This window comes from Streptomyces cylindrosporus (genome assembly GCF_022698165.1).
In the GTDB taxonomy this organism is placed as follows: Bacteria; Actinomycetota; Actinomycetes; order Streptomycetales; family Streptomycetaceae; genus Streptomyces; species Streptomyces cylindrosporus.
In genome coordinates this window covers 204921-227571 of the sequence record NZ_JALDAY010000011.1, presented here as the reverse complement: position 1 = coordinate 227571, position 22651 = coordinate 204921, and the positions used below count along the sequence as shown (strand labels likewise).

At 72.2% G+C, this 22651-nt stretch carries 18 protein-coding genes; 11 read left to right on the top strand and 7 right to left on the bottom strand.

Features of this window, described 5'->3' with window-relative positions:
- The first annotated feature begins 72 nt into the window (after positions 1-72).
- Together MQP27_RS33980 and MQP27_RS33975 are read left to right on the top strand one after the other, a co-directional pair.
- Positions 73-1677 carry a serine/threonine-protein kinase gene (locus MQP27_RS33980; protein WP_242772240.1) on the top strand — a complete coding sequence of 535 codons (1605 nt, stop codon included), beginning with the start codon at positions 73-75 and terminating at the stop codon, positions 1675-1677.
- Positions 1678-1769: 92 nt separating this feature from the next.
- On the top strand, positions 1770-3323 hold the full coding sequence (locus tag MQP27_RS33975; RefSeq protein ID WP_242772237.1) for a serine/threonine-protein kinase: 1554 nt from the start codon (positions 1770-1772) through the stop codon (positions 3321-3323).
- Here the strand turns inward: MQP27_RS33975 and MQP27_RS33970 are convergent.
- Positions 3292-4194: an AraC family transcriptional regulator gene (locus MQP27_RS33970; protein ID WP_242772233.1), complete on the bottom strand. Its 903-nt coding sequence runs from the start codon at positions 4192-4194 to the stop codon at positions 3292-3294. The two genes, MQP27_RS33975 and MQP27_RS33970, sit on opposite strands and share 32 nt — an antisense overlap.
- A gap of 72 nt (positions 4195-4266) precedes the next feature.
- Between MQP27_RS33970 and MQP27_RS33965 the strand changes: the two genes are divergently transcribed.
- From MQP27_RS33965 to MQP27_RS33950, 4 genes are all read left to right on the top strand, one after another.
- Positions 4267-5172: an MBL fold metallo-hydrolase gene (locus tag MQP27_RS33965; RefSeq protein ID WP_242772231.1), complete on the top strand. Its 906-nt coding sequence runs from the start codon at positions 4267-4269 to the stop codon at positions 5170-5172.
- A gap of 47 nt (positions 5173-5219) precedes the next feature.
- Positions 5220-7637 carry a serine/threonine-protein kinase gene (locus tag MQP27_RS33960; RefSeq protein ID WP_242772228.1) on the top strand — a complete coding sequence of 806 codons (2418 nt, stop codon included), beginning with the start codon at positions 5220-5222 and terminating at the stop codon, positions 7635-7637.
- A 159-nt stretch (positions 7638-7796) separates the two neighbouring features.
- Entirely contained in the window at positions 7797-9410 is a 1614-nt protein-coding gene (locus MQP27_RS33955) for a succinic semialdehyde dehydrogenase (RefSeq protein ID WP_242772225.1), read from the top strand.
- 20 nt (positions 9411-9430) lie between these two features.
- Entirely contained in the window at positions 9431-11203 is a 1773-nt protein-coding gene (locus tag MQP27_RS33950) for a GMC family oxidoreductase N-terminal domain-containing protein (RefSeq protein ID WP_242772223.1), read from the top strand.
- Between the two features lie 111 nt (positions 11204-11314).
- Here MQP27_RS33950 and MQP27_RS33945 read toward each other — a convergent pair whose 3' ends face one another.
- The gene (locus tag MQP27_RS33945; RefSeq protein WP_242772212.1) at positions 11315-12370 is read right to left on the bottom strand and encodes an LAETG motif-containing sortase-dependent surface protein; all 1056 of its coding nucleotides are present in this window, start codon (positions 12368-12370) and stop codon (positions 11315-11317) included.
- 197 nt (positions 12371-12567) lie between these two features.
- Here MQP27_RS33945 and MQP27_RS33940 point away from each other — a divergent pair, with 197 nt between their 5' ends.
- Positions 12568-13713 carry a hypothetical protein gene (locus MQP27_RS33940; RefSeq protein ID WP_242772209.1) on the top strand — a complete coding sequence of 382 codons (1146 nt, stop codon included), beginning with the start codon at positions 12568-12570 and terminating at the stop codon, positions 13711-13713.
- Positions 13714-14282: 569 nt separating this feature from the next.
- Here MQP27_RS33940 and MQP27_RS33935 read toward each other — a convergent pair.
- Entirely contained in the window at positions 14283-14549 is a 267-nt protein-coding gene (locus MQP27_RS33935) for a chorismate mutase (protein WP_242772206.1), read from the bottom strand.
- Positions 14550-14828: 279 nt separating this feature from the next.
- On the opposite strand from MQP27_RS33935, the gene guaA reads away from it, so the two are divergent.
- Positions 14829-16397, top strand: coding sequence for a glutamine-hydrolyzing GMP synthase (gene guaA, locus MQP27_RS33930; RefSeq protein ID WP_242772203.1), 1569 nt, complete (start codon positions 14829-14831; stop codon positions 16395-16397).
- A 20-nt stretch (positions 16398-16417) separates the two neighbouring features.
- Here the strand turns inward: guaA and MQP27_RS33925 are convergent, their stop codons facing one another.
- Entirely contained in the window at positions 16418-16891 is a 474-nt protein-coding gene (locus tag MQP27_RS33925) for a pyridoxamine 5'-phosphate oxidase family protein (protein ID WP_242772184.1), read from the bottom strand.
- 152 nt (positions 16892-17043) lie between these two features.
- Between MQP27_RS33925 and MQP27_RS33920 the strand changes: the two genes are divergently transcribed.
- On the top strand, positions 17044-17838 hold the full coding sequence (locus MQP27_RS33920) for a class II aldolase/adducin family protein (RefSeq protein ID WP_242772174.1): 795 nt from the start codon (positions 17044-17046) through the stop codon (positions 17836-17838).
- Here MQP27_RS33920 and MQP27_RS33915 read toward each other — a convergent pair.
- Positions 17835-18716 carry a DUF4429 domain-containing protein gene (locus MQP27_RS33915; protein WP_242772159.1) on the bottom strand — a complete coding sequence of 294 codons (882 nt, stop codon included), beginning with the start codon at positions 18714-18716 and terminating at the stop codon, positions 17835-17837. The two genes, MQP27_RS33920 and MQP27_RS33915, sit on opposite strands and share 4 nt — an antisense overlap.
- 189 nt (positions 18717-18905) lie before the next feature.
- Between MQP27_RS33915 and MQP27_RS33910 the strand changes: the two genes are divergently transcribed.
- Both MQP27_RS33910 and MQP27_RS33905 read left to right on the top strand, forming a co-directional pair.
- Entirely contained in the window at positions 18906-20195 is a 1290-nt protein-coding gene (locus MQP27_RS33910; RefSeq protein WP_242772156.1) for a hypothetical protein, read from the top strand.
- Positions 20196-20335: 140 nt separating this feature from the next.
- Positions 20336-20866, top strand: coding sequence for a DoxX family protein (locus MQP27_RS33905; RefSeq protein ID WP_242772153.1), 531 nt, complete (start codon positions 20336-20338; stop codon positions 20864-20866).
- Between the two features lie 57 nt (positions 20867-20923).
- Here the strand turns inward: MQP27_RS33905 and MQP27_RS33900 are convergent, their stop codons facing one another.
- Positions 20924-21169, bottom strand: a complete 246-nt coding sequence (locus MQP27_RS33900; RefSeq protein ID WP_242772150.1) for a hypothetical protein — start codon at positions 21167-21169, stop codon at positions 20924-20926.
- Positions 21156-22571 carry a PspC domain-containing protein gene (locus MQP27_RS33895; protein ID WP_242772778.1) on the bottom strand — a complete coding sequence of 472 codons (1416 nt, stop codon included), beginning with the start codon at positions 22569-22571 and terminating at the stop codon, positions 21156-21158. Before MQP27_RS33895 ends, MQP27_RS33900 begins: the two co-directional genes overlap by 14 nt.
- Positions 22572-22651 lie beyond the last annotated feature (80 nt).

Genomic DNA, 22651 nt, shown 5'->3' with positions numbered 1-22651 from the left:
CGGCGGGCCGTCCGGGCGGTTGGCCGGTCGGTGTACCGGAGCCGGTCTCTCCGGTGCGGCATGATGGGGCGCATGGGGACCGAGGGGGCAGGCGTCCGCGTCATCGCGGGCCGGTATCGGCTCGAATCGCGGCTCGGCCGTGGCGGCATGGGTGTGGTGTGGCGCGCCACCGACGAGCTGCTGGGGCGTCAGGTGGCCGTCAAGGAACTGCCCTTCGACGACACGCTCTCCGACGACGAGGCCCGGAGCCGGCGTGAGCGGACGCTGCGCGAGGCGCGGGCGGTGGCGCAGTTGCGGCACCCGCACATCATCGTCGTGCACGACGTGGTCGAGGACGACGAACGGCCGTACATCGTCATGGAGTTGATCGACGGCGGCTCGCTCGCCGACCGTATCTCCGCGCGCGGGCCGGTCGGTGCGGACGAGGCCGCCCGGATCGGGATCGGGCTGCTGAGCGCGCTGCGCACCGCGCATGCCGCCGGTGTCCTGCACCGGGACATCAAGCCGGCCAACGTCCTCATGGAGTCCGGCTCGGACCGGGTCGTGCTCACCGACTTCGGCATCGCGCAGGTCGCGGGCGCCACGACGCTCACCGAGACCGGGTCCTTCGTCGGCTCGCCCGAGTACACCGCGCCCGAGCGGATGTCGGGGGCCCGCACCGGGCCCGAGTCCGACCTGTGGTCGCTGGGCGCGCTGCTGTGCACGGTGCTCAGCGGTGAATCCCCGTTCCGGCGCGACTCGTTGGGCGGCATCCTGCACGCCGTCGTCTTCGACGACATCCGCCCGCCCGCGCAGGCGGGGCCGCTGCTGCCCGTCGTACGAGGGCTGCTGGAGCGCGATCCGGACCGGCGGCTGGACGCGGCGCAGGCCGAGCGGATGCTGCGCGCCTTCCGCGACACCGGCCGCACCCCGCAGCCGCCGCCCGGCTACAGCCCGACGCAGCGGGACGTGCCACGCCCGCCGACGCCGGCTCCCGCGCCCTCGCCCACGGTCGAGACCCGCCGCTCCACCCGGGGCGTGCTGATCGCCGCGCTGCTGGTCGCCGCGACGGCCGGGGCGGGCGTGTCGGCGGCGGCGCTGCTGATGAACCGGGACGACGGGGGCGGCCGTACGCCGACGAGTTCGGGGCCGGTTACGTCCGTGAGCGCGTCGCCGACGACCGGCGTCCCGAGCCCCACCGCGACCCCCACCCCAACCCCGACCCCAACCCCGTCCGTCACCGCCACCCGCCCCTCCGCGCCCTCCGGCTATCGCGTCGCCGACGACCCGGCCGGCTTCTCCCTCGCCGTGCCGGAGGGCTTCACCCGCGAGCCGCAGGGCGAGCGGGTCTTCTACATGTCGCCGGGGGAGACCTTCCGCCTCGGCATCAAGCTCGCCGACCCCGATCCGGACGGCCCGCTCGCCGTGATGCGGCGCTCGGCGGCCAAGGGGCCGGACAGCAACCCCGGTTACCACGACGGCCGGGTCACCTCCACCACCCATGACGGACACCCGGCCGCGCTCTGGGAGTTCACCTGGAACGGCTTCAGCACGGCGGAGGGGCCCCGGCACACCTACGACCTGTGCTGGGAGGAGGGCGGCCGGATGTACGACGTGTGGGTGTCGGCGCCGGTCGGGAAGGTGCGGGAGGCGAAGGAGTACTTCGACGTCGCGGTCGACACCTTTGTCGGCACGTAAGGCATGCGAGGCACGTAAGGATGGTCACGGGTCTGTGACCGGAAAGCATTCCCGGTGGATCCTGGGGCGGTTGCCGCGATATGGATGGACGCATGAGCAGCAGCGGGGGACACGGCAACCAGTTCGACGACACGACGAGTTTCGTCCTGCAACCACCGCAGCCCCAGCAGGAGTTCGGTACCGGGCGGCTGATCGCCGGCCGCTACCGGCTGCTGTCGAAGCTCGGGCACGGCGGTATGGGCACGGTGTGGCGGGCCAAGGACGAGACCGTCGACCGTGAGGTCGCCGTCAAGGAGCCCCGGATCCCGGACCACCTTCCCGAACGCGAACGGGCCAACGTCTTCGAGCGGATGCGGCGCGAGGCGCGGGCCGCGGCCCGCCTCGACCACCCGGCGGTCGTGAACGTCCACGACGTGGCCGTGGTCGACGGTCAGCCGTGGATCGTCATGGAGCTGGTGCAGGGCCGTTCGCTGGGCAGCGCGCTGGAGGAGGGCACGCTGGGCGCGCGCGAGGCGGCGCGCATCGGCCTGGAGGTGCTGGGCGCGCTGGAGGCCGCGCACGCGGCGGGCATCCTGCACCGGGACGTCAAGCCCGACAACGTCCTGCTCGGCCGGCACGACCGGGTCGTCCTCACCGACTTCGGCATCGCCCAGATCGAGGGCGAGACGAACCTGACGGACACCGGCAACTTCGTCGGCTCGCCCGAATACATCGCCCCCGAACGGGTGTTGGGCCAGCGGCCGGGCCCCGCCTCGGACCTGTGGTCGCTCGGCGTGGTCCTGTACGCGGCGACGGAGGGCGTCTCCCCGTTCCGCCGCAGCAACACCCCGGCCACCCTCCAGTCGGTCCTCAACGCCACGCCCACGGCGCCGGCTTCGGTGCCGGGCCCGCTCGCCCAGGTGATCACCGGCCTGCTCCAGAAGGACCCGGCCCACAGACCGAACGCGGCCCAGGTCAGAGCCCTGCTGACCGAGACCGCGAATCCTCCGGCACCGGCGCCCACACAGGTCGTGCAAGTGGTACGACGAGGAGTCACCCTCGGCCGCAAGGCGTGGCTCGGCATCGGCGCGGGCGTGGTCGCGGCGGCGCTGGCGGCGTATCTGCTGACCGCCGATCCCTTCGCGGGGACGCTGCCGGACGGCTGGAAGACCAAGGACCTGGGCGCGAAGGTCGGTTCCACCATCGGCATGCCCGCGGGTTTCGTGGTGAGCAAGCCGACCACCGAGACGGACGACACGAGCGTGACCTTCACGGACCCGAGTGGCGCGGTCTGGCTCACCGTCGACCGTGACCTCAAGGCCGACGACAAGAGCAACGAGATCCAGGAGTCCGCGGCGGCCCGGGCCTTCGCGGAGTGGGCGACGCTCAAGGACGGCGAGTACTCGTGGGGCATCGCCGACAAGCCGGTCCCGAAGGGCGAGCCGAAGGAGACGACCTTCGACGGCCGCGAGGCCGCCGAGAACACCATCTCCTACAGCTCGACGGACGACGGGCAGCGGCGCGAGGCCCAGGTCCGCTACTACCGCAACGGCGAGGGCGACATGTACCGCCTGTGGATCGACTACCCGGCCAGGGGCTACTTCACGGACGAGGGCCGCGAGATCGCCGCGAAGGTCATCGCGAACTGGAAGATCCACCAGCTCTGAACCGCCCCGGCGTCACCCCGAACTCCCGGCTGAAGGCGTGGGACAGCGCGTACGGCGTCCCGTACCCCGCCTCCCTGGCCACCGCCGCCAGCGGGGCGTCCGTGTCCCGCAGCCGGGTCGCCGCCAGGGTCAGCCGCCACCAGGTCAGGTAGGCCATCGGCGGTCGGCCGACCAGGGCCGTGAAACGGCGGGCCAGGGTCGCCCGGGACACGCCCGCCTCCGCCGCAAGCCGGTCGTTGGTCCAGGGCGCCGCCGGGTCCGAGTGCAGGGCGCGCAGGGCCGCCGTCGTCACCGGGTCGCTCAGGACCGCCGGCCAGGAACCGGTCGCCGACTCCGTCATCCACGCCCGCACCATGTAGATCAGCAGCAGGTCGAGCAGGCTCGGCAGGGCCAGGCAGGCGCCCGGCCGGCGTTCGTCGACCTCGCGGGCCAACAGGTCGACGGCGGACCGGAGTTCGGGGTGCGCGCCGACCCGGTTCGGCAGATGGACGACCTGCGGCAGCTCCGCGAGCAGGGGGTGCACCCGGGCGTGGTCCAGGCGGTACTTGCCGCAGAGCAGCTCCACCTCCCGCCCGTTGCCGCCCGCCGGCCGGGTCATCTCCTCGAACGGCACCGCCCGCGCCGTGTCCCCGGGCGCGTCCGCGAGCACGTGCCCCGCCCCGTGCGGCAGCAGTACGACGTCCCCCGCGCCCAGCGTCACCGGCTCACCGCCCCCGTCGGGCAGCAGCCAGCAGCCGCCCGCGAGCACCACATGGAACCCGGCCCCCTCGTAGGGAGCCAGCCGGGTGCACCAGCTGCCGCCGACCCGCAGCCGGTTGGAGGAGGGCTGCCCGATGCGTACGGCGGAGATCGCGTCGCTGACCACGTCCATGAGACGTAAGCGTATCGAACTGAGCCGAGCAGGCATTGGGATGCTCATGGCGGCGCTTCTAGTGTTCGAGGTATGGCTGATGACAACGCACAGAGCTTCGTGATCGGTGACGTCGAGGTGCTCCGGGTCGTGGAGTGGCAGGCGGCGTACGCCCCCGCCCGCGACCTCGTACCGGGCGTCGGGCCCGAGGTGTGGGAGGGGAACCGGCAGGCGCTGACCCCGGACCACTGGGAGCCCGGCAGCGACCGTGCCGTGGTGGCCCTGCAGACCTGGGTGCTGCGCAGCGGCGGGCGGACCGTGCTGGTGGACACCGGGGTGGGCCACGGGCGGGAGCGGCCGGGCAACCCGCTGTTCCACCGGCAGCAGGGCGACGGTCTGCTCAACCGCCTGGAGCGGGCCGGGGTGCGGCCCGAGGACGTCGACGTCGTGGTCAACACCCACATCCACGGAGACCACGTCGGCTGGAACACCCATGACGTGAACGGCGGTTGGGCGCCCGCCTTCCCGAACGCCACCTATCTCCTCCCCGCCGCCGACGACCACCACTTCGGCCCGGACGGCGGCTACGGCGGCGGTGTCCGCCCCGACGACAAGCTGATCTACGAGGACAGCATCGCGCCCGTGCGCCGGTCCGGGCAGGCCGTGCTGTGGGACGGCGAGCACCGGATCGACGCCGGCCTCACGCTGGAGCAGGCGCCCGGCCACACTCCCGGCTCGTCCGTCCTGCGCGTCGCCTCCCGCGGCGAACGGGCCGTTCTCGTCGGCGACTTGCTGCACAGCCCCGTCCAGATCCTGCACCCCGAGTGCAGCAGCTGCTTCTGCCTGGACCCGGCGCGGGCGGCCGCGAGTCGCCGACGGGTGCTGGAACGGGCCGTCGACCAGGGCGAGTTGGTGATTCCGGCGCACTTCGGCGGCTCGGGAGTCGTGGAGGTACGGCGGGTCGGCGACGCGCTCGCCTTCACCAACCGGACCCTGTAGCCGGAGCCGCGTCGACAAGTCCCCGTTCCGCAAGGTACTGATGGGGCATGAGTGCTGGCGGCGAACAGGCGCGCGAGAGCCGGTTGCTCGGCGGGCGTTACCGGCTGACCGAGCGCATCGGCTCCGGCGGCATGGGCACGGTCTGGCAGGCGTACGACGAACTCGTCGGCCGGGACGTCGCCGTCAAGCAGCCGCGGCTGCCCGGTGACCCGGAGGACGAGCACCGCCGGCGGGCCGCGAGCCGCCTCCACCGCGAGGCCCGCGCCGCCGCGCGCGTCGACCATCCGGCCGCCGTCTCCATCCACGACGTGGTCGTGGACGACGACGGACTCCCGTGGATCGTCATGGAGTTGATCCGCGGGGAGTCCCTGCACGAGATCCTCCGACGCGGGCCGGTCGACACCGCGGAGGCCGCGCGTATCGGCCTGGCGGTGCTCGGGGCTCTGCACGCCGCGCACAGCGTCGGGATCGTCCACCGCGACGTCAAGCCGGCCAACGTCCTCCTCGGCCCCCACGGCCGCGTCGTCCTCACGGACTTCGGCATCGCGCACGTCCAGGGCGAGGAGTCGCTCACGGCGAGCGGCGAGTTCGTCGGCTCCCTGGAGTTCGTCGCACCGGAGCGAATGTCGGGACGCAGCGCGGGCCCGCCATCCGACCTGTGGTCCCTCGGCGTGCTCCTCTACGCCGCCGTGGAGGGCGCTTCCCCCTTCAGGCGTCCGACGGTCGAGTCCACACTCGCCGCCGTCCTCGCCTCGGATCCGCCCGAGCCAAAACAGGCCGGCCCGCTCGGACCACTGATCGCACGGCTCCTGATGAAGGAGCCCGCCGGACGGCCCGGCGCACAGGAGTGCGCGGCCGTGCTGGAGGCGGTGACGGAGGGCCGGCCGACACCGGGCACCGACGGCGGGGTGACGGGGGCTCGGGACGCGTCGCGACTACGGGAACTGTCCGACGACTCGGGGACCGTACGGCTGGGGGTGAAGGCGGGGTCGGGCACGGGGGCCGGTGGAACGGCGTCGGGGGCGGGCGGGGGCTTCGGGGTCACCGTGTCGGGGCCGGGCGCTGGGTCTGCGGGCACCGCGTCGGGGTTGGGCGCGGGTTCCGGGGGCACCGCGTCGGGGTCGGGCGCTGGGTCTGCGGGCACCGCGTCGGGGTTGGGCGCGGGTTCCGGGGGCACCGCGTCGGGGTCGGGCGCCGGCTCCGCGGGCAGGGCGTCGGGGGCGGGTGCCGGCTCCGGGGGACGGAGGCCGGGGGCGATGCCTGACCCCGGGAACAGGGCATCGGGGGCGACGCCCGGCCCCGGGAACAGGGCGTCGGCGCTGGACGACGGCTTCGCTGGGACCGCTTCGGGGCTGGGCGCGGGCTCTGAGGGCAGGGCGTCGGGGATGGACAGCGGCTCTGCCAGTACCGCTTCGGGGCTGGGCGTCAGCTCCGGGGGCAGGGCGTCGGGGGCGGGCGCCGGCTCCGGGGGCAGGGCGTCGGGGGCGGGCGCCGGCTCCGGGGGCAGGGCGTCGGGGGCGGGCGCCGGCTCCGGGGGCAGGGCGTCGGGGGCGGGCGCCGGCTCCGCCAGTGCCGCGGCGGGGCCGGACGCCAGCCCCACCGATACGGCGTCAGAGCTGGACACCGGCTCCGCCGGTACCGCGCCAGGGCCCGATGCCGTAGCCGCCGACGGGATGCCGACGCCGGCCGGCGAGTCCGGAACCGCGGGCGGCCCCGAACCCACTGACAGCTCCGCGACCGCGCGCGTCCCAGGTCCTGCCGAGCCCACCCTCCGCCCGCGTCCTGCCGGGCCCACCCCCCGCCCGCATCCCGCCGAGCCCACCCCCCGCCCACGTCCCCCCAAGCCCACCCCCCGCCTCCGCCCCGCCCCCCTCGCCGCGATCGCCGTCCTCCTCGTCGCCGGGACCTGGGTCGGCGCGTCGCACTTCTCCGCGTCCGGGGGCAAGGACGTTACGCAGCGGACCGCGACCCTCACCGAGGCGCCCGCCCGGGAGGGGGGTGGCAGTGCCGTCACCTGGACCGCCCGCCGGGAGCCGGCCGTGGACGCCGTCCTCTATCTGCCCGAGCGGTACCGGGAGCTGTACCGGGTCGGCGAGGCCGGCGACCCCTCCCGGCTGAGTGTCTACAACGACGGCGCCGACGGGGTCATCGGGGTCCAGTTCACCGAGTGGACGAAGGCGCCCGCCGCGCCGATGGCCGAGGCCAAGGAGACCGCGGTGGGTATGGAGGGGCACGAGCACAGGGCAGGCCAGTACACCGCGACCACCTTCCACGGCGACCGGGCCGCGCTGTCCGACGTCACCTACGACCCCGACGACAAGCCGGTCCGCGTCCTCAAGCTCGTCGTCCGTACCGCCGACGACCGGATGTACCAGCTCCAGGTGCAGATGCCCAAGGGCACCCCGGACGAGAAGAAAGGCACCGCCCTCTTCAAGGGCGCGCGTGATCGGCTCGTGATCGGGTGATCGGGTGATCGGAAAAAGCTGAACCATCCGTGGTCGTACCCCTACAACAGCCTGATCAGCGCAAACCTTGCCAGTGACCACTGGCGCCGTGTGTGCACTCCGTGAAGCCGCGTTACCGACGGGTACCCAAAGCCTCCGCTCCGGCATACCCTGCGCCTCATGACGGAAGCGCATGCCGAGACCAAGGCCGGCACGAACCCCCTCGCCCCCGCCCCCGAAGGCGCCCGCACCGCCGCCGACGTGGTCACCCCCGAGCTGGTCGCCCAGCTCACCAAGGGCGTGGTCGGCTCCGGCCGCACCGCCAACCACACGCCGTTCACCGGCGAGAAGCTGGCCGACCTGCCGGAGTCCACCCCCGAGGACGTGGCCAAGGCCTTCGACGCGGCCCGCAGGGCGCAGTCCGTCTGGGCACAGACACCGGTACGGCAGCGCGCGGCCGTCCTGCTCCGCTTCCACGACCTGGTCCTGGAGCGCCAGGCCGAGGTCCTCGACCTCATCCAGCTGGAGACCGGCAAGGCCCGGCTGCACGCCCACGAGGAGGTCCAGGCCGTCGCGGTCGCGGCCCGCCACTACGGCCGTAAAGCCCCCGCCTATCTGCGCCCCAAGCGGCACGCGGGCGCCATGCCGACGCTGACGAAGGTCACCGAACTGCGCCATCCGCGCGGTGTGGTGGGCCAGATCGCCCCCTGGAACTACCCCCTGGAGCTCTCGGTCGGCGATGCCATCCCGGCCTTCGTCGCGGGCAACGCGGTCGTCATGAAGCCGGACACGGAGACCTGCCTGACGGCTCTCTGGGCGCGCGACCTCCTCATCGAGGCGGGTCTCCCCGCCGACGTCTTCCAGGTCGTCCTCGGCGAGGGCCCGGTGGTCGGCCCCGAGGTCGTCAAGCACGCCGACTACGTCTCCTTCACCGGCTCCACCCGCACCGGCCGCGAAGTCGCGCAGGGCGCCGCCGCCAGGCTCGTCGGCGTCTCCCTCGAACTCGGCGGCAAGAACGCCATGCTCGTCCTCGACGACGCCGACATCGAGAAGGCCGCCGCGGGCGCGGTCCGCGCCTGCTTCTCCTCCGCGGGCCAACTGTGCATCTCCATCGAGCGGTTGTACGTCCACGAGTCGATCGCCGACGCCTTCCTGGACCGCTTCGCCGCCCGCACCAAGGCCATGCGGCTGGGCACCTCCCTCGCGTACGGCGCCGACATGGGCTCGCTGGTGGGGGCGCGGCAGCTGGAGACGGTCACCCGGCACGTCGAGGAGGCCGTCGCCAAGGGCGCGAAGGTCGTCGCCGGCGGAGTCGCCCGCCCGGACGTCGGCCCGTACTTCTTCGAGCCGACCATCCTCGACGGCGTGACCGAGCCGATGGCCGTCTGCACCGAGGAGACCTTCGGCCCGGTCGTCTCCATCTACCGCTTCAAGACCGACGACGAGGCGGTCGAGCACGCCAACTCCACGCCGTACGGCCTGAATTCCTCGGTCTGGACGAAGAACGCCGCCCGCGGCCGCGAGGTCGCCTCCCGCGTCCGCGCGGGCACCGTCAACGTCAACGAGGGCTACGCCTCCGCCTACGGCAGCGTCCAGTCGCCCATGGGCGGCATGAAGGACTCCGGGCTCGGCCGCCGCCACGGCTCCGAGGGCATCCTCAAGTACACGGAGGCCCAGACGGTGGCCCAGCAGCGGCTGCTGCCGATGGCGCCCTCGCTCGGCATGGACGACGAGAAGTACGCCCAGTTCATGAGCCGCAGTCTGCGGCTGATGAAGGCGTTCCGGTTCCGGTAAGAGGTAAGAGGAGAGTGCGCGTGAGCAATGACGCTTACGACTACGACGTCATCGTTGTCGGATCCGGCTTCGGCGGTTCGGTGACCGCCCTCCGCCTCACCGAGAAGGGCTACCGCGTAGGTGTCCTGGAGGCCGGCCGCCGCTTCACCCGCGAGACCCTCCCCAAGAACTCCTGGGACCTCAAGAACTACCTCTGGGCGCCGAAGCTCGGCATGTACGGCATCCAGCGCATCCATCTGCTGGGCAACGTCATGGTCCTGGCCGGCGCGGGCGTCGGCGGCGGCTCGCTCAACTACGCCAACACCCTCTACGTACCGCCGAAGCCGTTCTTCGACGACCCGCAGTGGCGGGACATCACGGACTGGCAGGAGGAGTTGAAGCCGTACTACGACCAGGCGCAGCGCATGCTCGGCGTACGGCTCAACCCGACGATGACCCCCTCCGACGTGCATCTGAAGGCGGCCGCCGAGCGGATGGGCGTCGGCGACACCTTCCACATGGCCCCGGTCGGCGTCTTCTTCGGGGACGGCAAGGACGCGGAGGGGAAGGCGAAGGCGGCGCCCGGCGGGCAGGTGGCCGACCCCTACTTCGGCGGCGCGGGCCCGGACCGCAGGGCCTGTACCGAGTGCGGGGAGTGCATGACCGGCTGCCGGCACGGCGCCAAGAACACCCTGAACGAGAACTACCTCTACCTCGCCGAGAAGGCGGGCGCGGTCGTCCACCCGCTGACGACGGTCGTGTCGGTGACGGACGACTCGCAGGGCGGGTTCGCGGTCGCCACCCTGCCGACGGACGAGAAGAAGGGCGAGGGCCGCACTTTCAAGGCCCGCCGCGTGGTGCTCGCGGCCGGCACCTACGGCACCCAGACCCTGCTGCACCGCATGAAGGCGGGCAGCCAACTGCCGTACATCTCCGACAGGTTGGGCGAGCTGACCCGCACCAACTCGGAGGCCCTGGTCGGCGCGCAGACCGACAACCGGCGCTACCGCAAGGCGACCGGCGCGCCGAAGGTCGACTTCACGCGCGGTGTCGCCATCACGTCCTCGATCCACCCGGACGAGAACACCCACATCGAGCCGGTCCGCTACGGCAAGGGATCCAACTCGATGGGCAGCCTGTCCATCCTCCAAGTGCCGTACGCGGAAGGCTCGTCGAGGGTCATGGGCTGGCTCGCGAACGCGGCCCGGCACCCCCTCCTCGTGCTGCGCTCCCTCTCCAACCGCCGCTGGTCGGAGAAGACCATCATCGGCCTGGTGATGCAGTCGCTGGACAACTCCCTGACGACGTACCTGAAACCGGACGGCGTGGGCAAGGGCCTGCTCACCGCCCGGCAGGGACACGGCGCCCCCAACCCCAAGCAGATCAGGGCCGCTTCGGAGAGCGCCACCGCCATCGCCGCCGACATCAACGGCTTCGCCGGCTCCAACGTCGGCGAGCTGATGGGCACCCCGCTCACCGCGCACTTCCTCGGCGGCTGCCCCATCGGCTCCTCCCGCGAGACCGGCGTCATCGACCCGTACCACCGCCTCTACGGCCACCCCGGCATCTCGGTCGTCGACGGCGCCGCGGTCTCGGCCAACCTGGGCGTGAACCCGTCCCTGACGATCACCGCGCAGGCCGAGCGCGCGATGTCGTACTGGCCCAACAAGGGGGAGCCGGACCCGCGTCCGGCGCAGGGGGCGGCGTACGAGCGTCTGCAGCCGGTCGAGCCGAAGACGCCGGCCGTTCCGGCGGAGGCGTTCGGCGCGCTGCGGCTGCCGTTCCTGGGGATGCCGACGGTGCCCAAGAAGTAGACGGTGCCGAAGAAGTAGCCGTTCCGGACGGACGAGAAGGACCCGCACCCCCCTCCGAGTGCGGGTCCTTCTGTTTCTTGCAGCAGGTCTGGCTTCTTGCAGCAGGTCTGGTTACGCGTGCGTCCCGGCCCTGCGCCGCCGCACCGCGAACACCGCGCCGCCGCCCAGCGCGACCGCCGCGCCGCCGGTCAGGGCGATCATCGGCAGCGCGGAGCTGGAGCCGGTCTCGGCGAGACTGCCGGTGGCGTCGACGTCGCTCACGTCCTCCAGCGGCTTCATGCCACCGGTCTGCGGCTTGGCGTCGTCCGGGTTCCCGGCGTCGGAGCCGGCGGCCAGGATGTCGAAGAAGTAGATCCAGCCGTTCGGGTCGTCGGCCACCCAGCAGCCCTCTTCGTCCTGGTACTCGGCGAGACCGCCGGTCAGACCGAGCGAGTCGGGCACCTTGCCGCTGACCTTCAGCCGCAGCTGGTACGAGACCGACTGGCCGCCGCTGAGCGAGAACGCCGGGAAGGTGCCGCCCTCGCCCGCCGCGTCCGCGATGGTCTGCCAGGTCTTGGAGGACTTGTCGAAGACCTGGACCTGGATCTCGCCGGAGTAGTCCTTCTCGTCCTCCCAGCCGATCGCGGCGACACCGATCAGCGGCTTGATGTCCTTGATCTCCTCGTCGCCCTTGTTGGAGACGTTGAAGGAGAACGCGGTCCAGCCGCCGCCGGCGACGATCGTCTCGGGCAGGCCCGACAGACCGCTCTTCAGGTCGGCGCTGAGCTCGGCGGTGCTGTCGCCGTTGTCGTCGACGCACAGTTCGCCGCCGTCCTCCGGGGCGGTCTCGCTCGCGCTCGGCGTCGGGGTGGCGGAGGAGCTGCTCTCGGCGGCGGCCGGGGTCGTGTCGTCGGCGGCCGGGGTGGTGTCGCCCGCGGCCGGGGTCGTGTCCTCGGCGGCCGGGGTGGTGTCGTCCGCGGCGGGCGTGGTGTCGTCCGCGGCCGGGGTCGTGTCGTCGGCGGCGGGCGTGGTGTCGTCCGCTGCCGGGGTGCTCTCGTCGGTCGCGGGGCTGCTCGTGGACGTGTCCGGAGTCTCGTCCGTCGCGAACGCGACGGGGGCGGACAGCAGGGCGAGTGGAGCGAGTACCGCGGTCGCGGCGGCCACACCCATGGCACGGCGAAGCTTCATGAAGACCTCAAGGAGTCCAGTGTGGAGGGCTCCGCGTGTGGGGCGCGGGTGTGGCCCTTGGTTCGCATGGTTGGATCCGTAACACCTGTGAATGGTTGCGCTCGGACTAACAGATTTTTTATGTGCGCCGAGTCACGTACGCTCTGCTGCTCGACAGGCGACTCACAGTACGAGTGACGCAGAAAGGTGCCGGCGCCGTGGCCGACAGACCGTCCGACGAGCCGAGACCGGGTTCCGGCGAGGAGCCCTCCATACCCGACGACGTGTGGGACAAGTTCCTCAAGGAGTCCGAGGCGGGGATCGGCTCCGCCCCCAAGGAGCCCTCCGCCCGCGCCCGCATGGTCACCGAGCGGTTGCGGCAGCAGGACGCCCGTGGTGAGCGCCCGGAGAGCTGGCGCGTCGGCGCCGCCGCCCGCCCGGAACGGCGCCGCCGCCGTGTCTGGCCGGTGCTCGGCGTCCTCCTCGCCGCAGCGGTCGCCGTAGTGGCCGTGAAACCGTCGGTCATCCCCGGCGACCCCTTCGGCACCAAGGACGACAAGGGCACCTCCGCCTCCGGTGCCTCACCACTTCCGCCGGAGACCGCGGCCCCCACCGCCCCGCCCACCCGGCCCGACCCGGAAGTCCCCACCCTCGCCCGGCCGTTCGCGGGCTCCCCGGCCGAGCGCTGGGCCGACGGCGCGGCCGGCATCGTCCTGCCGAAGGCGACCCCCGTCGGCACGCTCTCCAAGGCCCAGGTCGAACAGGCCCTCCAGCAGACAAGGACCCTCCTGGTCGACGCGAACCTCAACGCGGCCACCCTGCGCGGCGAACGCCCCACCACCGCGCTCGGCGTGATCGAACCCAAGCAGACGGATCTGCTGACGCAGCTCAACACCTCGCTCGGCAAACCGGACGAGAAGCACGACCCGCTCGCGATGTTCAGCCGCTTCGACCCGGCGGAGATCAAGCTCGTCGGCGACGTCGTCAAGACCCGCGGCCGCATCACCTTCAAGGCCGGCGAGCAGGCGTCGGTCGCCGTGCACGCCGACTACACCTTCGTCTACCCGGTCGTCCGGGCCGGCGGCTCGAAGGAGGTCACCCGCACCATCGTCCGCCGCATCCTCGACATCCAGGTGTCCGACCCGACCCGCTACCGGGTCACCCCCGGCAAGATCACGATCCGTCGCTACGACCGCGACATCGGCAACTCCGCCTGCGACGTCTACGACGGCTATCTGCACCCCGAGTTCAGCTCGGACGCCCCGACCGGCGCCGCTCCGACGGGCCCGACGACGGACCCGTACGACCGGAGCAAGGGCATCGACGACCAGGGGAGGGGCTGCGGGACGGTGTCCCGGGTCTGAAGCCGTGCCCATGGGGCCGTGGCATGCGAAGGGCCCCGCGGAAACCTGGCCGCGGGGCCCTTCTCCGTCAGCACCGACGTCAGGGCAGCGCCGGTGCCTGGGGAGCGGCGCCGGGGGGTTGCGCCGCTTGTCTCGTGTGCCCTTGTGTGCCCTGGGTCGCCGCCCCGGCGCGCGTGGGGCGCGCGGATGGTCTGTACCTCTGGCGGTACGGAAGTGCAGTGCAATGCGGGTGCCTGCGGCGGGACTTGGGCTTTGTACGCATCGTGCTGGATGGACGCGGCCTACGCAACCGTTTGACCCAGGGTTGTGCATTTTTGCATTTTCCGCCGGTCGGCCCCGGGCGTCCCCGGGACCGACCGTTTACTTGGGTGACCGGGCTGCTGTCCCCTGCCGTCCGGTCCCAACTCCGGAGCGAGGTCCCACGACATACGGCACGACCCGTACGTCTCATCGCTCCGGCAAGCCACGCGTGGTTCTTTCGGGCCCGCCCCTGGCTGGCACGGACACCAGCACCAACGAAGCGGTTCGCGGGGCGGTCACGGCGCCGTACGGGTGAGAAGGACCCGAACTCAGATGCGACCGCGGCACAGTTCGAGCAGCGTCATCGCCAGGGACGTACCGGGCTTGCCGAGGGCCTCGCTGTAGTGGCCGAGGACCTCCATCTCGCGGGAGAGGTTCACGCGCCGGCCGCCGGCGGCGATCCGGGTCTGCTGCACGACGGCGGAAACGGCCATCCGCTCCTGGATGAGACCGATGATCCGGTCGTCGAGGGCGTCGATGCGCGCACGGGCGTCCGCGATGGTCGCTTCCGGCGCGGTGGTGGTCAGGTCGGCCATGTCGGGGCTCCTCGGTGAGGTGAGGGGTGCCCCGGAGCGGCAAGGTCCGGAAACACCAGGCGCCCCGGACCTTGTCGGCCCGGGGCGCCTGGGAAGTCGCTTGTCAGTTGCTCAAGCAGCACGACCATGGCAGCCGGTGGGCCCGGTGCCATAGGTAAAGAGGAAGGTCGCGGTCTTGAGCATGGGGGGAGTATGCCACAGAACCTTCTCGGCCGACCGGGTCGCCCACCCCGGTAGAATCGGCACCACAGACCCCCGCCCAGCCGCCGGAAGGCTCCCGTGTCACAAGCATCCGCCCCCGACACCGTCCTGGTCGTCGACTTCGGCGCGCAGTACGCCCAGCTCATCGCCCGCCGCGTCCGCGAGGCCCGGGTCTACAGCGAGATCGTGCCGAGCACCATGCCGGTCGCCGAGATGCTCGCCAAGAACCCGGCGGCGATCATCCTCTCCGGCGGCCCCTCGTCCGTGTACGAGGAGGGCGCCCCGAGCCTCGACCGCGAGATCTTCGAGGCCGGCGTCCCCGTCTTCGGCATGTGCTACGGCTTCCAGCTGATGGCCCGCTCCCTCGGCGGCACGGTGGACAACACCGGCGCCCGCGAGTACGGCCGTACCGATCTGCACGTATCGAAGTCGTCCTCCACCCTCTTCGAGGGCACCCCGGCCGAGCAGCACGTGTGGATGTCGCACGGCGACGCCTGCTCCGCCGCCCCCGAGGGCTTCTCCGTCACGGCCTCCACGGACGTCGTGCCGGTCGCCGCCTTCGAGAACGACGAGAAGAAGCTGTACGGCGTCCAGTACCACCCGGAGGTCATGCACTCCACGCACGGCCAGCAGGTGCTGGAGCACTTCCTGTACCGGGGCGCGGGCCTGAGCCCCGACTGGACCACCGGCAACGTCATCGAGGAGCAGGTCGCCGCGATCCGCGAGCAGGTCGGCGACAAGCGCGCCATCTGCGGCCTGTCCGGCGGCGTCGACTCCGCCGTGGCCGCGGCCCTCGTCGCGCGCGCCATCGGCGACCAGCTGACCTGCGTGTACGTCGACCACGGTCTGATGCGCAAGGGCGAGACCGAGCAGGTCGAGAAGGACTTCGTGGCCGCGACCGGCGTCAAGCTGGTCGTCGTCGACGCGGAGGAGCGCTTCCTGACCGCGCTCAAGGGGGTCTCGGACCCCGAGGAGAAGCGGAAGATCATCGGCCGGGAGTTCATCCGGGTCTTCGAACAGGCGCAGGCGGAGATCATCGCGGACGCGGGTCCGGCGGTGGAGTTCCTGGTCCAGGGCACCCTCTACCCGGACGTGGTCGAGTCCGGCGGCGGCACGGGCACGGCCAACATCAAGTCGCACCACAACGTCGGCGGGCTGCCGGAGGACCTCGAGTTCAAGCTGATCGAGCCCCTCCGGAAGCTCTTCAAGGACGAGGTCCGGATGGTCGGCCAGGAGCTCGGCCTCCCGGACGAGATCGTCCAGCGCCAGCCCTTCCCGGGTCCGGGCCTCGGCATCCGGATCGTCGGCGAGGTCACCAAGGAGCGGCTCGACCTGCTCCGTAACGCGGACGCCATCGCCCGCGAGGAGCTGACGGCGGCCGGTCTCGACCGGGACATCTGGCAGTGCCCGGTGGTCCTGCTCGCGGATGTCCGCAGCGTGGGCGTCCAGGGCGACGGCCGTACCTACGGCCACCCGATCGTGCTGCGCCCGGTCTCCTCCGAGGACGCCATGACCGCCGACTGGTCGCGACTGCCGTACGACGTCCTGGCGAAGATCTCGACCCGGATCACGAACGAGGTGCGGGACGTCAACCGTGTCGTCCTGGACGTGACCTCGAAGCCGCCGGGCACGATCGAGTGGGAGTAGGCCCCGCTTGTTGAAGCGGTTCAGGTGCGCTTGATCACGCGCACCGGCCCACCGGGCTGCCAGACCTGGACGACGAGGTACTTCTCGTCCTCGACGTAGGTCCGCACGACCTCCGTCAGCTCGGTACGGAAGAGGTGGAACGGCTCCGGCGGTTCCACCTCTTCGCCGTACGCGGCCTTGGCCTCCGGGTCCTCGACCTCGAACGCCCGCCCGGAGACCCGTACGTCACCCCCGCCCATCGACTGCCCCTCCCCGGGGTTCGCCATCAGCGCGAACCGGGGATCCCGCCGCAGGTCGAGCGCCTTGAGCGAGTCCGGCATCATGCCGAGCCACAGCTCACCGTGGAGGAAGCGCACCTCCAGGCCGGTGGTGCGCGGCGAACCGTCCTTGCGGAGGGTCGCCAGAACGTGGTGGGTGAAGGCCCCGAAGCGCTCCTCGGCGGTCTTCGCGAACTCGGGTTCGGCGGCCCTGAAGGCCGCCCAGTTCCATGCCATACGTCGAGTCTCACGCCGATACCGGACATCCGCTGTCGGGTATCGCGGCGGGCGGCATCTCGCGTGCGTCATCTTTACAACTCAGCTCTGTTCTCCTGCGCTGACCGACGGTAACTTCCGCCTCGTAAAGCAACCCAGTGCTGGAGGGACACATGCACGGGCCGACCCCACCGCTGCCCCTGTCCAACGACCGGCTGCAGTTCGCCATGCCGCCGATGCACGAATCGCTGGACGACGAGCGGCGGCACCGCAAGGAACGGCTGGCCGGTGCGCTCAGGCTGTTCGGCCGGCTCGGCTTCGAGGACGGGGTCTCCGGGCACATCACCGCGCGCGACCCCGAGTACTCCGACTGCTTCTGGGTCAACCCCTTCGGCATGCCCTTCAAGCACGTCACCGTGAGCGACCTGGTGCTCGCCAACTCCGACGGCCAGGTCATCCAGGGCCGCTACCACGTCAACCAGGCCGCCTTCACCGTCCACGCCCAGGTGCACGCCGCCCGCCCGGACGTCGTCGCCGTCGCCCACTGCCACTCCGTGCACGGCCGCGCCCTGTCCGCACTCGGCGACCTCCTGGACCCGATCACCCAGGAGAGCTGCGCCTTCTACGAGGACCACGCCCTCTACGACGCCTACACCGGCGTCGCCGTCGACGCCGAGGAGGGCCGCCGCATCGCCACCGCGCTCGGCTCCCGCAAGGCGCTCGTCCTGCGCAACCACGGCCTGCTGACGGTCGGCGACTCGGTGGACGCGGCGGCCTGGTGGTTCCTGTCCATGGAACGCTCCAGCCAGGTCCAGCTCACCGCGAAGGCGGCCGGCCGCCCCCTCCTCATCGACCACAAGCTGGCCGTGGCGACTCGCGAACAGCTCGGCGGCGACCTGGTCGCGTGGATCAACTACCAGCCCCTGTGGCAGGACATCAGCCGCAGCGAGCCCGATCTGCTGAGCTAGAACCCCCGCAGCACCGCCGCCTTGGTCATCGCGAACTCCTCGTCCGTGAGCACCCCCTCCCGGTGCAGCTCGCCCAACTCCCGCAGCCTGCGCAGGAGTACGTCGTGATGGTCGGCCGACGGCGGCACCGCGCCGGCGGGCCGCTGCCGGTCGGCGAACTCGCCGCCCCGGGTGGACGGGTGCGGCAGCCGCGCGGTGACCGCGGTGGCGACCAGCGCGGTGAGCAGATCGCGGCGCGCGCTGCCCCACAGATCCAGGGCGTACGGATCCTTCTCCGGCGGCAGTTTGGAGAACGCCGTCTCCCGGGTCACGAAGCGCAGGAAGCCGTCCTCGTAACCGGAGTTGGGCAGCCACTCCACCTGCACCAGATCACCGAGGGCGATGATCCGCGGCCCGGTCGCCCGCTTGACCCGGTCCGAGGTGTCGGCCCAGTCGATACGCACCCGGGTGCCGTCGAAGGAGACGGTCCCGTCGGAGGAGCGCACCGACACCGGCACCGGCGGCCCCGGCAGCAGATACGCCTTGGTCGGCTCCTTGGGGATCTGGTCCAGCATCAGCGCCTGCCGGATCTCCTCGGCGACGTACTCCGCGACCCCCGCCCGGTCCACGTCCACCACCAGCCGGTACGGATCGGCCGGATCCGGCAGCCGTCCGCCGGTCGCCTGCAGCAGCGGATCCGCCCCTTCCCGCAGCCGCATCCGCAGCCGCCCGCGCTTGCGCTCGGGCTCGAAGACGACGCCGGCGATGGCTTCGAGGGGGACGGCGACCTCTCCGTACGTCTGCCGGAACAGTGGCACGGAGCGGTGCAGGCCCGGCGTGATCCTGACCGTGGTGCCGTCGAAGGCCCAGGTCCCGTCCCGCTGGATGATCTCGGCCATAGGGAAATTCTCGCAGCCGGGTCAACACGGCGGCCCCCGCTTCACCCGCCGTGACCAGACCTGCCGGACGCGACCGGGGTGGCGTAGGGCACAATTCGCTGTCATCGCAGGGGAGTTGCAGGACGGCGTTCTACTGCTGGGCAGGGACGCCGGTCGATCGGGTCGTGGTCGCTGGGAAGGCGGACGTCGGTGGCGGTGCAGGAGGCGAGAGGGGGCGCGGACGCGGCTGCGCACGGTGGGGCGCATGCGGGCGGCTGCACCTGCGGGGACTGCCCGCACGGGGCGCGTGAGGGACACCGGCGGGCGGTCGCCGAATTCCTGCTGATGCGCGACGGCTTCGCGGCCGGACAGGGGCTGCCCGCCGCGGTGGCGCACTCCGCCCAGGCCTCCCGCCAGTGGGTCTCGGAGGAACTCACCCAGTCCGCGGAACTCGTCGCCGAGCGTGGCCGCGCCGAGGGCGAGGCCTGGCTGGCCCGCCTGTGGCGCCGTACGGCGATCGCCGTGTGGGCCCTGGTGGTGCTGTTGCTGCTGGTGCAGTCGCTGACGGCGATCGGCGCGGGCTGGACCTCCGCGCGCACGGCCGGCCTGCTCGCGGCCCTGCTGGTGGCCGGAGCCCTCACCACCGCCTCCTGGTTGCACCGCGCCCGGGGCGGCGCGCTGGCCCCGGTGATCGGCGAGGACAACCGCCTCTCCACGTCCAGAGCGGTCGCCGCCGCCTGGGTCCTCTTCGTCGCCTACGCGGTCCTGGTGCTGGTCGGCCGCCTGGCCGCCGCCTCCGGCCACGCCGAACGGGACACCCTGATCTCCGGCCTCGAACTCGCCCGCGGCGCGGGCATGGTGACCGTGCTCGCCGTGGTGTGCGGCATCGCGGTCCTGGTGCGGCGGGTGATCGGGCTGCGGATCCTCGGCCAGCGGCTGCAGAAGGTACGCGCGGACCGGCCGCGCGCCTCCGACCTGCTGACCGACGACGCGGGCCGCGGCACCTTCGCCGACATCCAGTACGTCGTGATCAGCGCCGTCGCCGTGCTGTTCGCCGCGGTACGGCTGGCCCGCCGTCCCGACCAGCTCCCCGACCTCCCCTGGGGGCTTGCGGTGGTGGTCCTGATCTCGGCCGCGACCTACCTGGCCGGCAAGTACGCCGAGGGCGGCCGCCCGGTGATCCTCTCCGTGGTCCGCGCCCGCGAGGCCGGCGACCTCGACGCCCCGATCCGCACCGGCGACGACATCGAGATCCGGGGCGCGGGCTTCGTCCCGCCCGGCGCCCAGGGCGCCGACCGGCTGTCCCGCATGGTCGTCCGCATCGGCGCGGTCAACGTCCATGTGCCGCTGGTCCCGGTGGCGGGCGGCTTCAGCAACCCGACCGACGCCGTACTGACCGTGCCCGTACCGGCCGACGTGGAGCCCGGGCGGGTGGAGGTACAGGTGGTGACGGCGGCCGGCGTGGAGACCAACCGGTACGCGATCGACGTGACGGACTGAGGGCCGGCACCCCGATCCGGGGCGGGTCCACATCGACAGCGGATCGACAGCAAATCCGCACGAACGCATTGAGCGCACCCTCACTTTCGTACGTATGGTCTTTTAAGGGGCTCCGGCACCCCGGGCGAGAGGCGACAGTGATGACTCACGGCATGCGCACGGACACATACACCCCCTACGTCGACGGCGACCGCAACTGGCGTGACACCGCCACCCGATACGCCCTCCTTCCCCTGCGGATCTTCCTGGGCGTCACCTTCATCTACGCCGGCCTGGACAAGCTCACCGACAGCGCCTTCATGAAGTCCTCCGGCGCCGGTTCCATCGGCGAGACGATGCGCTCGGCCCGCGACTCCGCTGCCATCCCGGCCCTGATCGACCTGGCCCTGAAGAACCCCACCGGCTTCGGCTACGCCATCGCCTTCGGTGAACTGGCCGTCGGCATCGGCACCCTGATCGGTCTGCTGGCCCGCCTGGCGGCGCTCGGCGGCGCGCTGATCTCCTTCAGCCTGTGGATGACCGTCAGCTGGGCCTCCGACCCGTACTACTACGGCAACGACCTCGCCTACCTGATGGCCTGGCTCCCCCTCGTCCTGGCGGGCGCCCCGATGCTCTCCCTGGACTCGGCACTCCGCGCGCGCCGAAGGCAGCGGGCGGGAGGTTACCGGTAGCTCCTGGTCGGCGGGGGCTACCGGTGACGCAGCCGCCGGGGGCGTGGAGCGGCGGAGTCAGCCCGGTATGTTCGGCTCGGGCTCCGCGCCGTCCCTGCGTGCCGTCACCGACCGGCGTCGCCGTATCCCGCCGCTGATCGCCCCGACCACACCGGCGAGGAACAGCCCGATCACGACGATCGGTACGACCGCGAACCACGGCGTCTCCCACAGCCCGCCCGCGTCACCGGCGTAGACGACACCCGCGAGGGTGAGGAAGAAGCCGGCGACCAGCTTCCCGGGCTGGAACTCATGACGCAGCACGGGCCACCTCCGCCTGTCCGACGCCGACCTGGAGGTCGATCTCCAGCGTGCCGCTGTTCTTCGCGCCGGAGGCCGGCGTCAGCGTCACGTCCTTGTGCTTGCCCGGCTCCACGTCCACGTCCTTGCTCTCGTCGCCCGGCAACTGGATGTCCCCCACCCCCACGTCGATGCTCAGCTTCACGGTCGCGTCCTTCGGCACGATCACCTTCAGCCGGCCCGCCCCGACATCGGCTCCCGTGGTCACCGTCTGCCCCTTGGTCAGCTGCACCCGGCTGAGGTCCAGGGTGCCGACTCCCGTGCCGAGGTTGTACATCTCCTGGACCTCGGCCACCGCGGCCGGTTGCCAGGTCGTACGCGTCCAGTGAGTGGTGATGTCCTTGGGCAGGGCGGCCGACGAGGCGAGCAGGGCCGCCGTGACGACGGCCATGAATATCGACCCCGCTCCCGTCCGCCCCAGGAACGCGCTGAGCGCGATGCCCAGCCCGAAGACGATCAGCGCGGCGGCCAGGCCGGCCTGCAGGCTGGTGCCGAGGGCGTGGTCGTCCCAGGTGGCGGCGGTGGCGAGGCCGCCCGCGAGGAGGGCGAGCAGGAAGACCCAGCCGCCGATCCAGCGGGGGCCGCGCGGTCGCGGCGCCGGGGTGTGCGTGGCGCGGAGGTCGGCGTAGGGGGCCCAGGAGTTGCCATGGCTGATGTTGACCGCCGCGGCGATGTCCCGGTCGCGGGAGTCCCGGGGGCCCCAGAGGTAGCCGGTGCCGCCGTAGTGCGTGCCGTCCTTGACGATGGGGTCGCGCCACCAGGAGGGGTAGGCGGCGGGGACCGGCGGCGCCTGGGCCTCCGGCGGGGCGTCGGCGGCGGCCTGCGCGGCCAGCGGGTCGGGGTCGGGGGCGCCGCGCTGCCGCGACCAGTACCCCGCGCCCGCGAGGAGCAGGGAGAGGACGACCGCGAAGGCCAGCACCCCGCCGTTGCTCAGCATCGTCAGGAACACCCCGCAGCCGACCAGCGCGAACAGCACCGCGGTCAGCGCCTGGCCGTCGACCCGGCCGGTGAGCAGCTTGCGGAGCTCGTTCTGCTCGTCCTCCTCGTACGGCACCAGGAGCCAGGCGAAGCCGTAGAAGATCAGGCCGAGGCCGCCGGTCGCGGAGAGCACGACGAGGGTGATCCGGAAGATCACCGGGTCCATGTCGCACTGCCGCCCGAGCCCGGAGCACACCCCGGCCAGCACCTTGTACTGCCGGTCCCGCCGGAGCTTGCGGGGGGCCGTGGCAGGGTCGGCCGCGACGGGGTCCGCCGCGGCGGGGGCTTCTTCCTCGGCCGGTCCGCCCTCGCCTGCCGCGGGGCGGCCTCGGCGCGGCGAGCCCTCGCCGGTCGCGGGAGCCGCTTCGCTCGGCGAGCCCGCAGCGATCGTCGGGTGGCCTTCGGCCGGCCTGCCCGTGTCGGCAGCGGCGCCTGCGTCCCGCGCACCGGAAGCGGCGCCTGCGTCCC

What these genes read in the sequence shown, in the direction of transcription:
- MQP27_RS33925 (WP_242772184.1), bottom strand. Translation starts at nt 16,891, where the DNA reads ATGGCATGGAACTGGGCGGCCTTCAGGGCCGCCGAACCCGAGTTCGCG.
- MQP27_RS33975 (WP_242772237.1), top strand. Translation starts at nt 1,770, where the DNA reads ATGAGCAGCAGCGGGGGACACGGCAACCAGTTCGACGACACGACGAGT.
- MQP27_RS33980 (WP_242772240.1), top strand. Translation starts at nt 73, where the DNA reads ATGGGGACCGAGGGGGCAGGCGTCCGCGTCATCGCGGGCCGGTATCGG.
- MQP27_RS33915 (WP_242772159.1), bottom strand. Translation starts at nt 18,716, where the DNA reads ATGGCCGAGATCATCCAGCGGGACGGGACCTGGGCCTTCGACGGCACC.
- MQP27_RS33955 (WP_242772225.1), top strand. Translation starts at nt 7,797, where the DNA reads ATGACGGAAGCGCATGCCGAGACCAAGGCCGGCACGAACCCCCTCGCC.
- MQP27_RS33945 (WP_242772212.1), bottom strand. Translation starts at nt 12,370, where the DNA reads ATGAAGCTTCGCCGTGCCATGGGTGTGGCCGCCGCGACCGCGGTACTC.
- MQP27_RS33960 (WP_242772228.1), top strand. Translation starts at nt 5,220, where the DNA reads ATGAGTGCTGGCGGCGAACAGGCGCGCGAGAGCCGGTTGCTCGGCGGG.
- MQP27_RS33970 (WP_242772233.1), bottom strand. Translation starts at nt 4,194, where the DNA reads ATGGACGTGGTCAGCGACGCGATCTCCGCCGTACGCATCGGGCAGCCC.
- MQP27_RS33920 (WP_242772174.1), top strand. Translation starts at nt 17,044, where the DNA reads ATGCACGGGCCGACCCCACCGCTGCCCCTGTCCAACGACCGGCTGCAG.
- MQP27_RS33935 (WP_242772206.1), bottom strand. Translation starts at nt 14,549, where the DNA reads ATGGCCGACCTGACCACCACCGCGCCGGAAGCGACCATCGCGGACGCC.
- MQP27_RS33965 (WP_242772231.1), top strand. Translation starts at nt 4,267, where the DNA reads ATGGCTGATGACAACGCACAGAGCTTCGTGATCGGTGACGTCGAGGTG.
- MQP27_RS33905 (WP_242772153.1), top strand. Translation starts at nt 20,336, where the DNA reads ATGACTCACGGCATGCGCACGGACACATACACCCCCTACGTCGACGGC.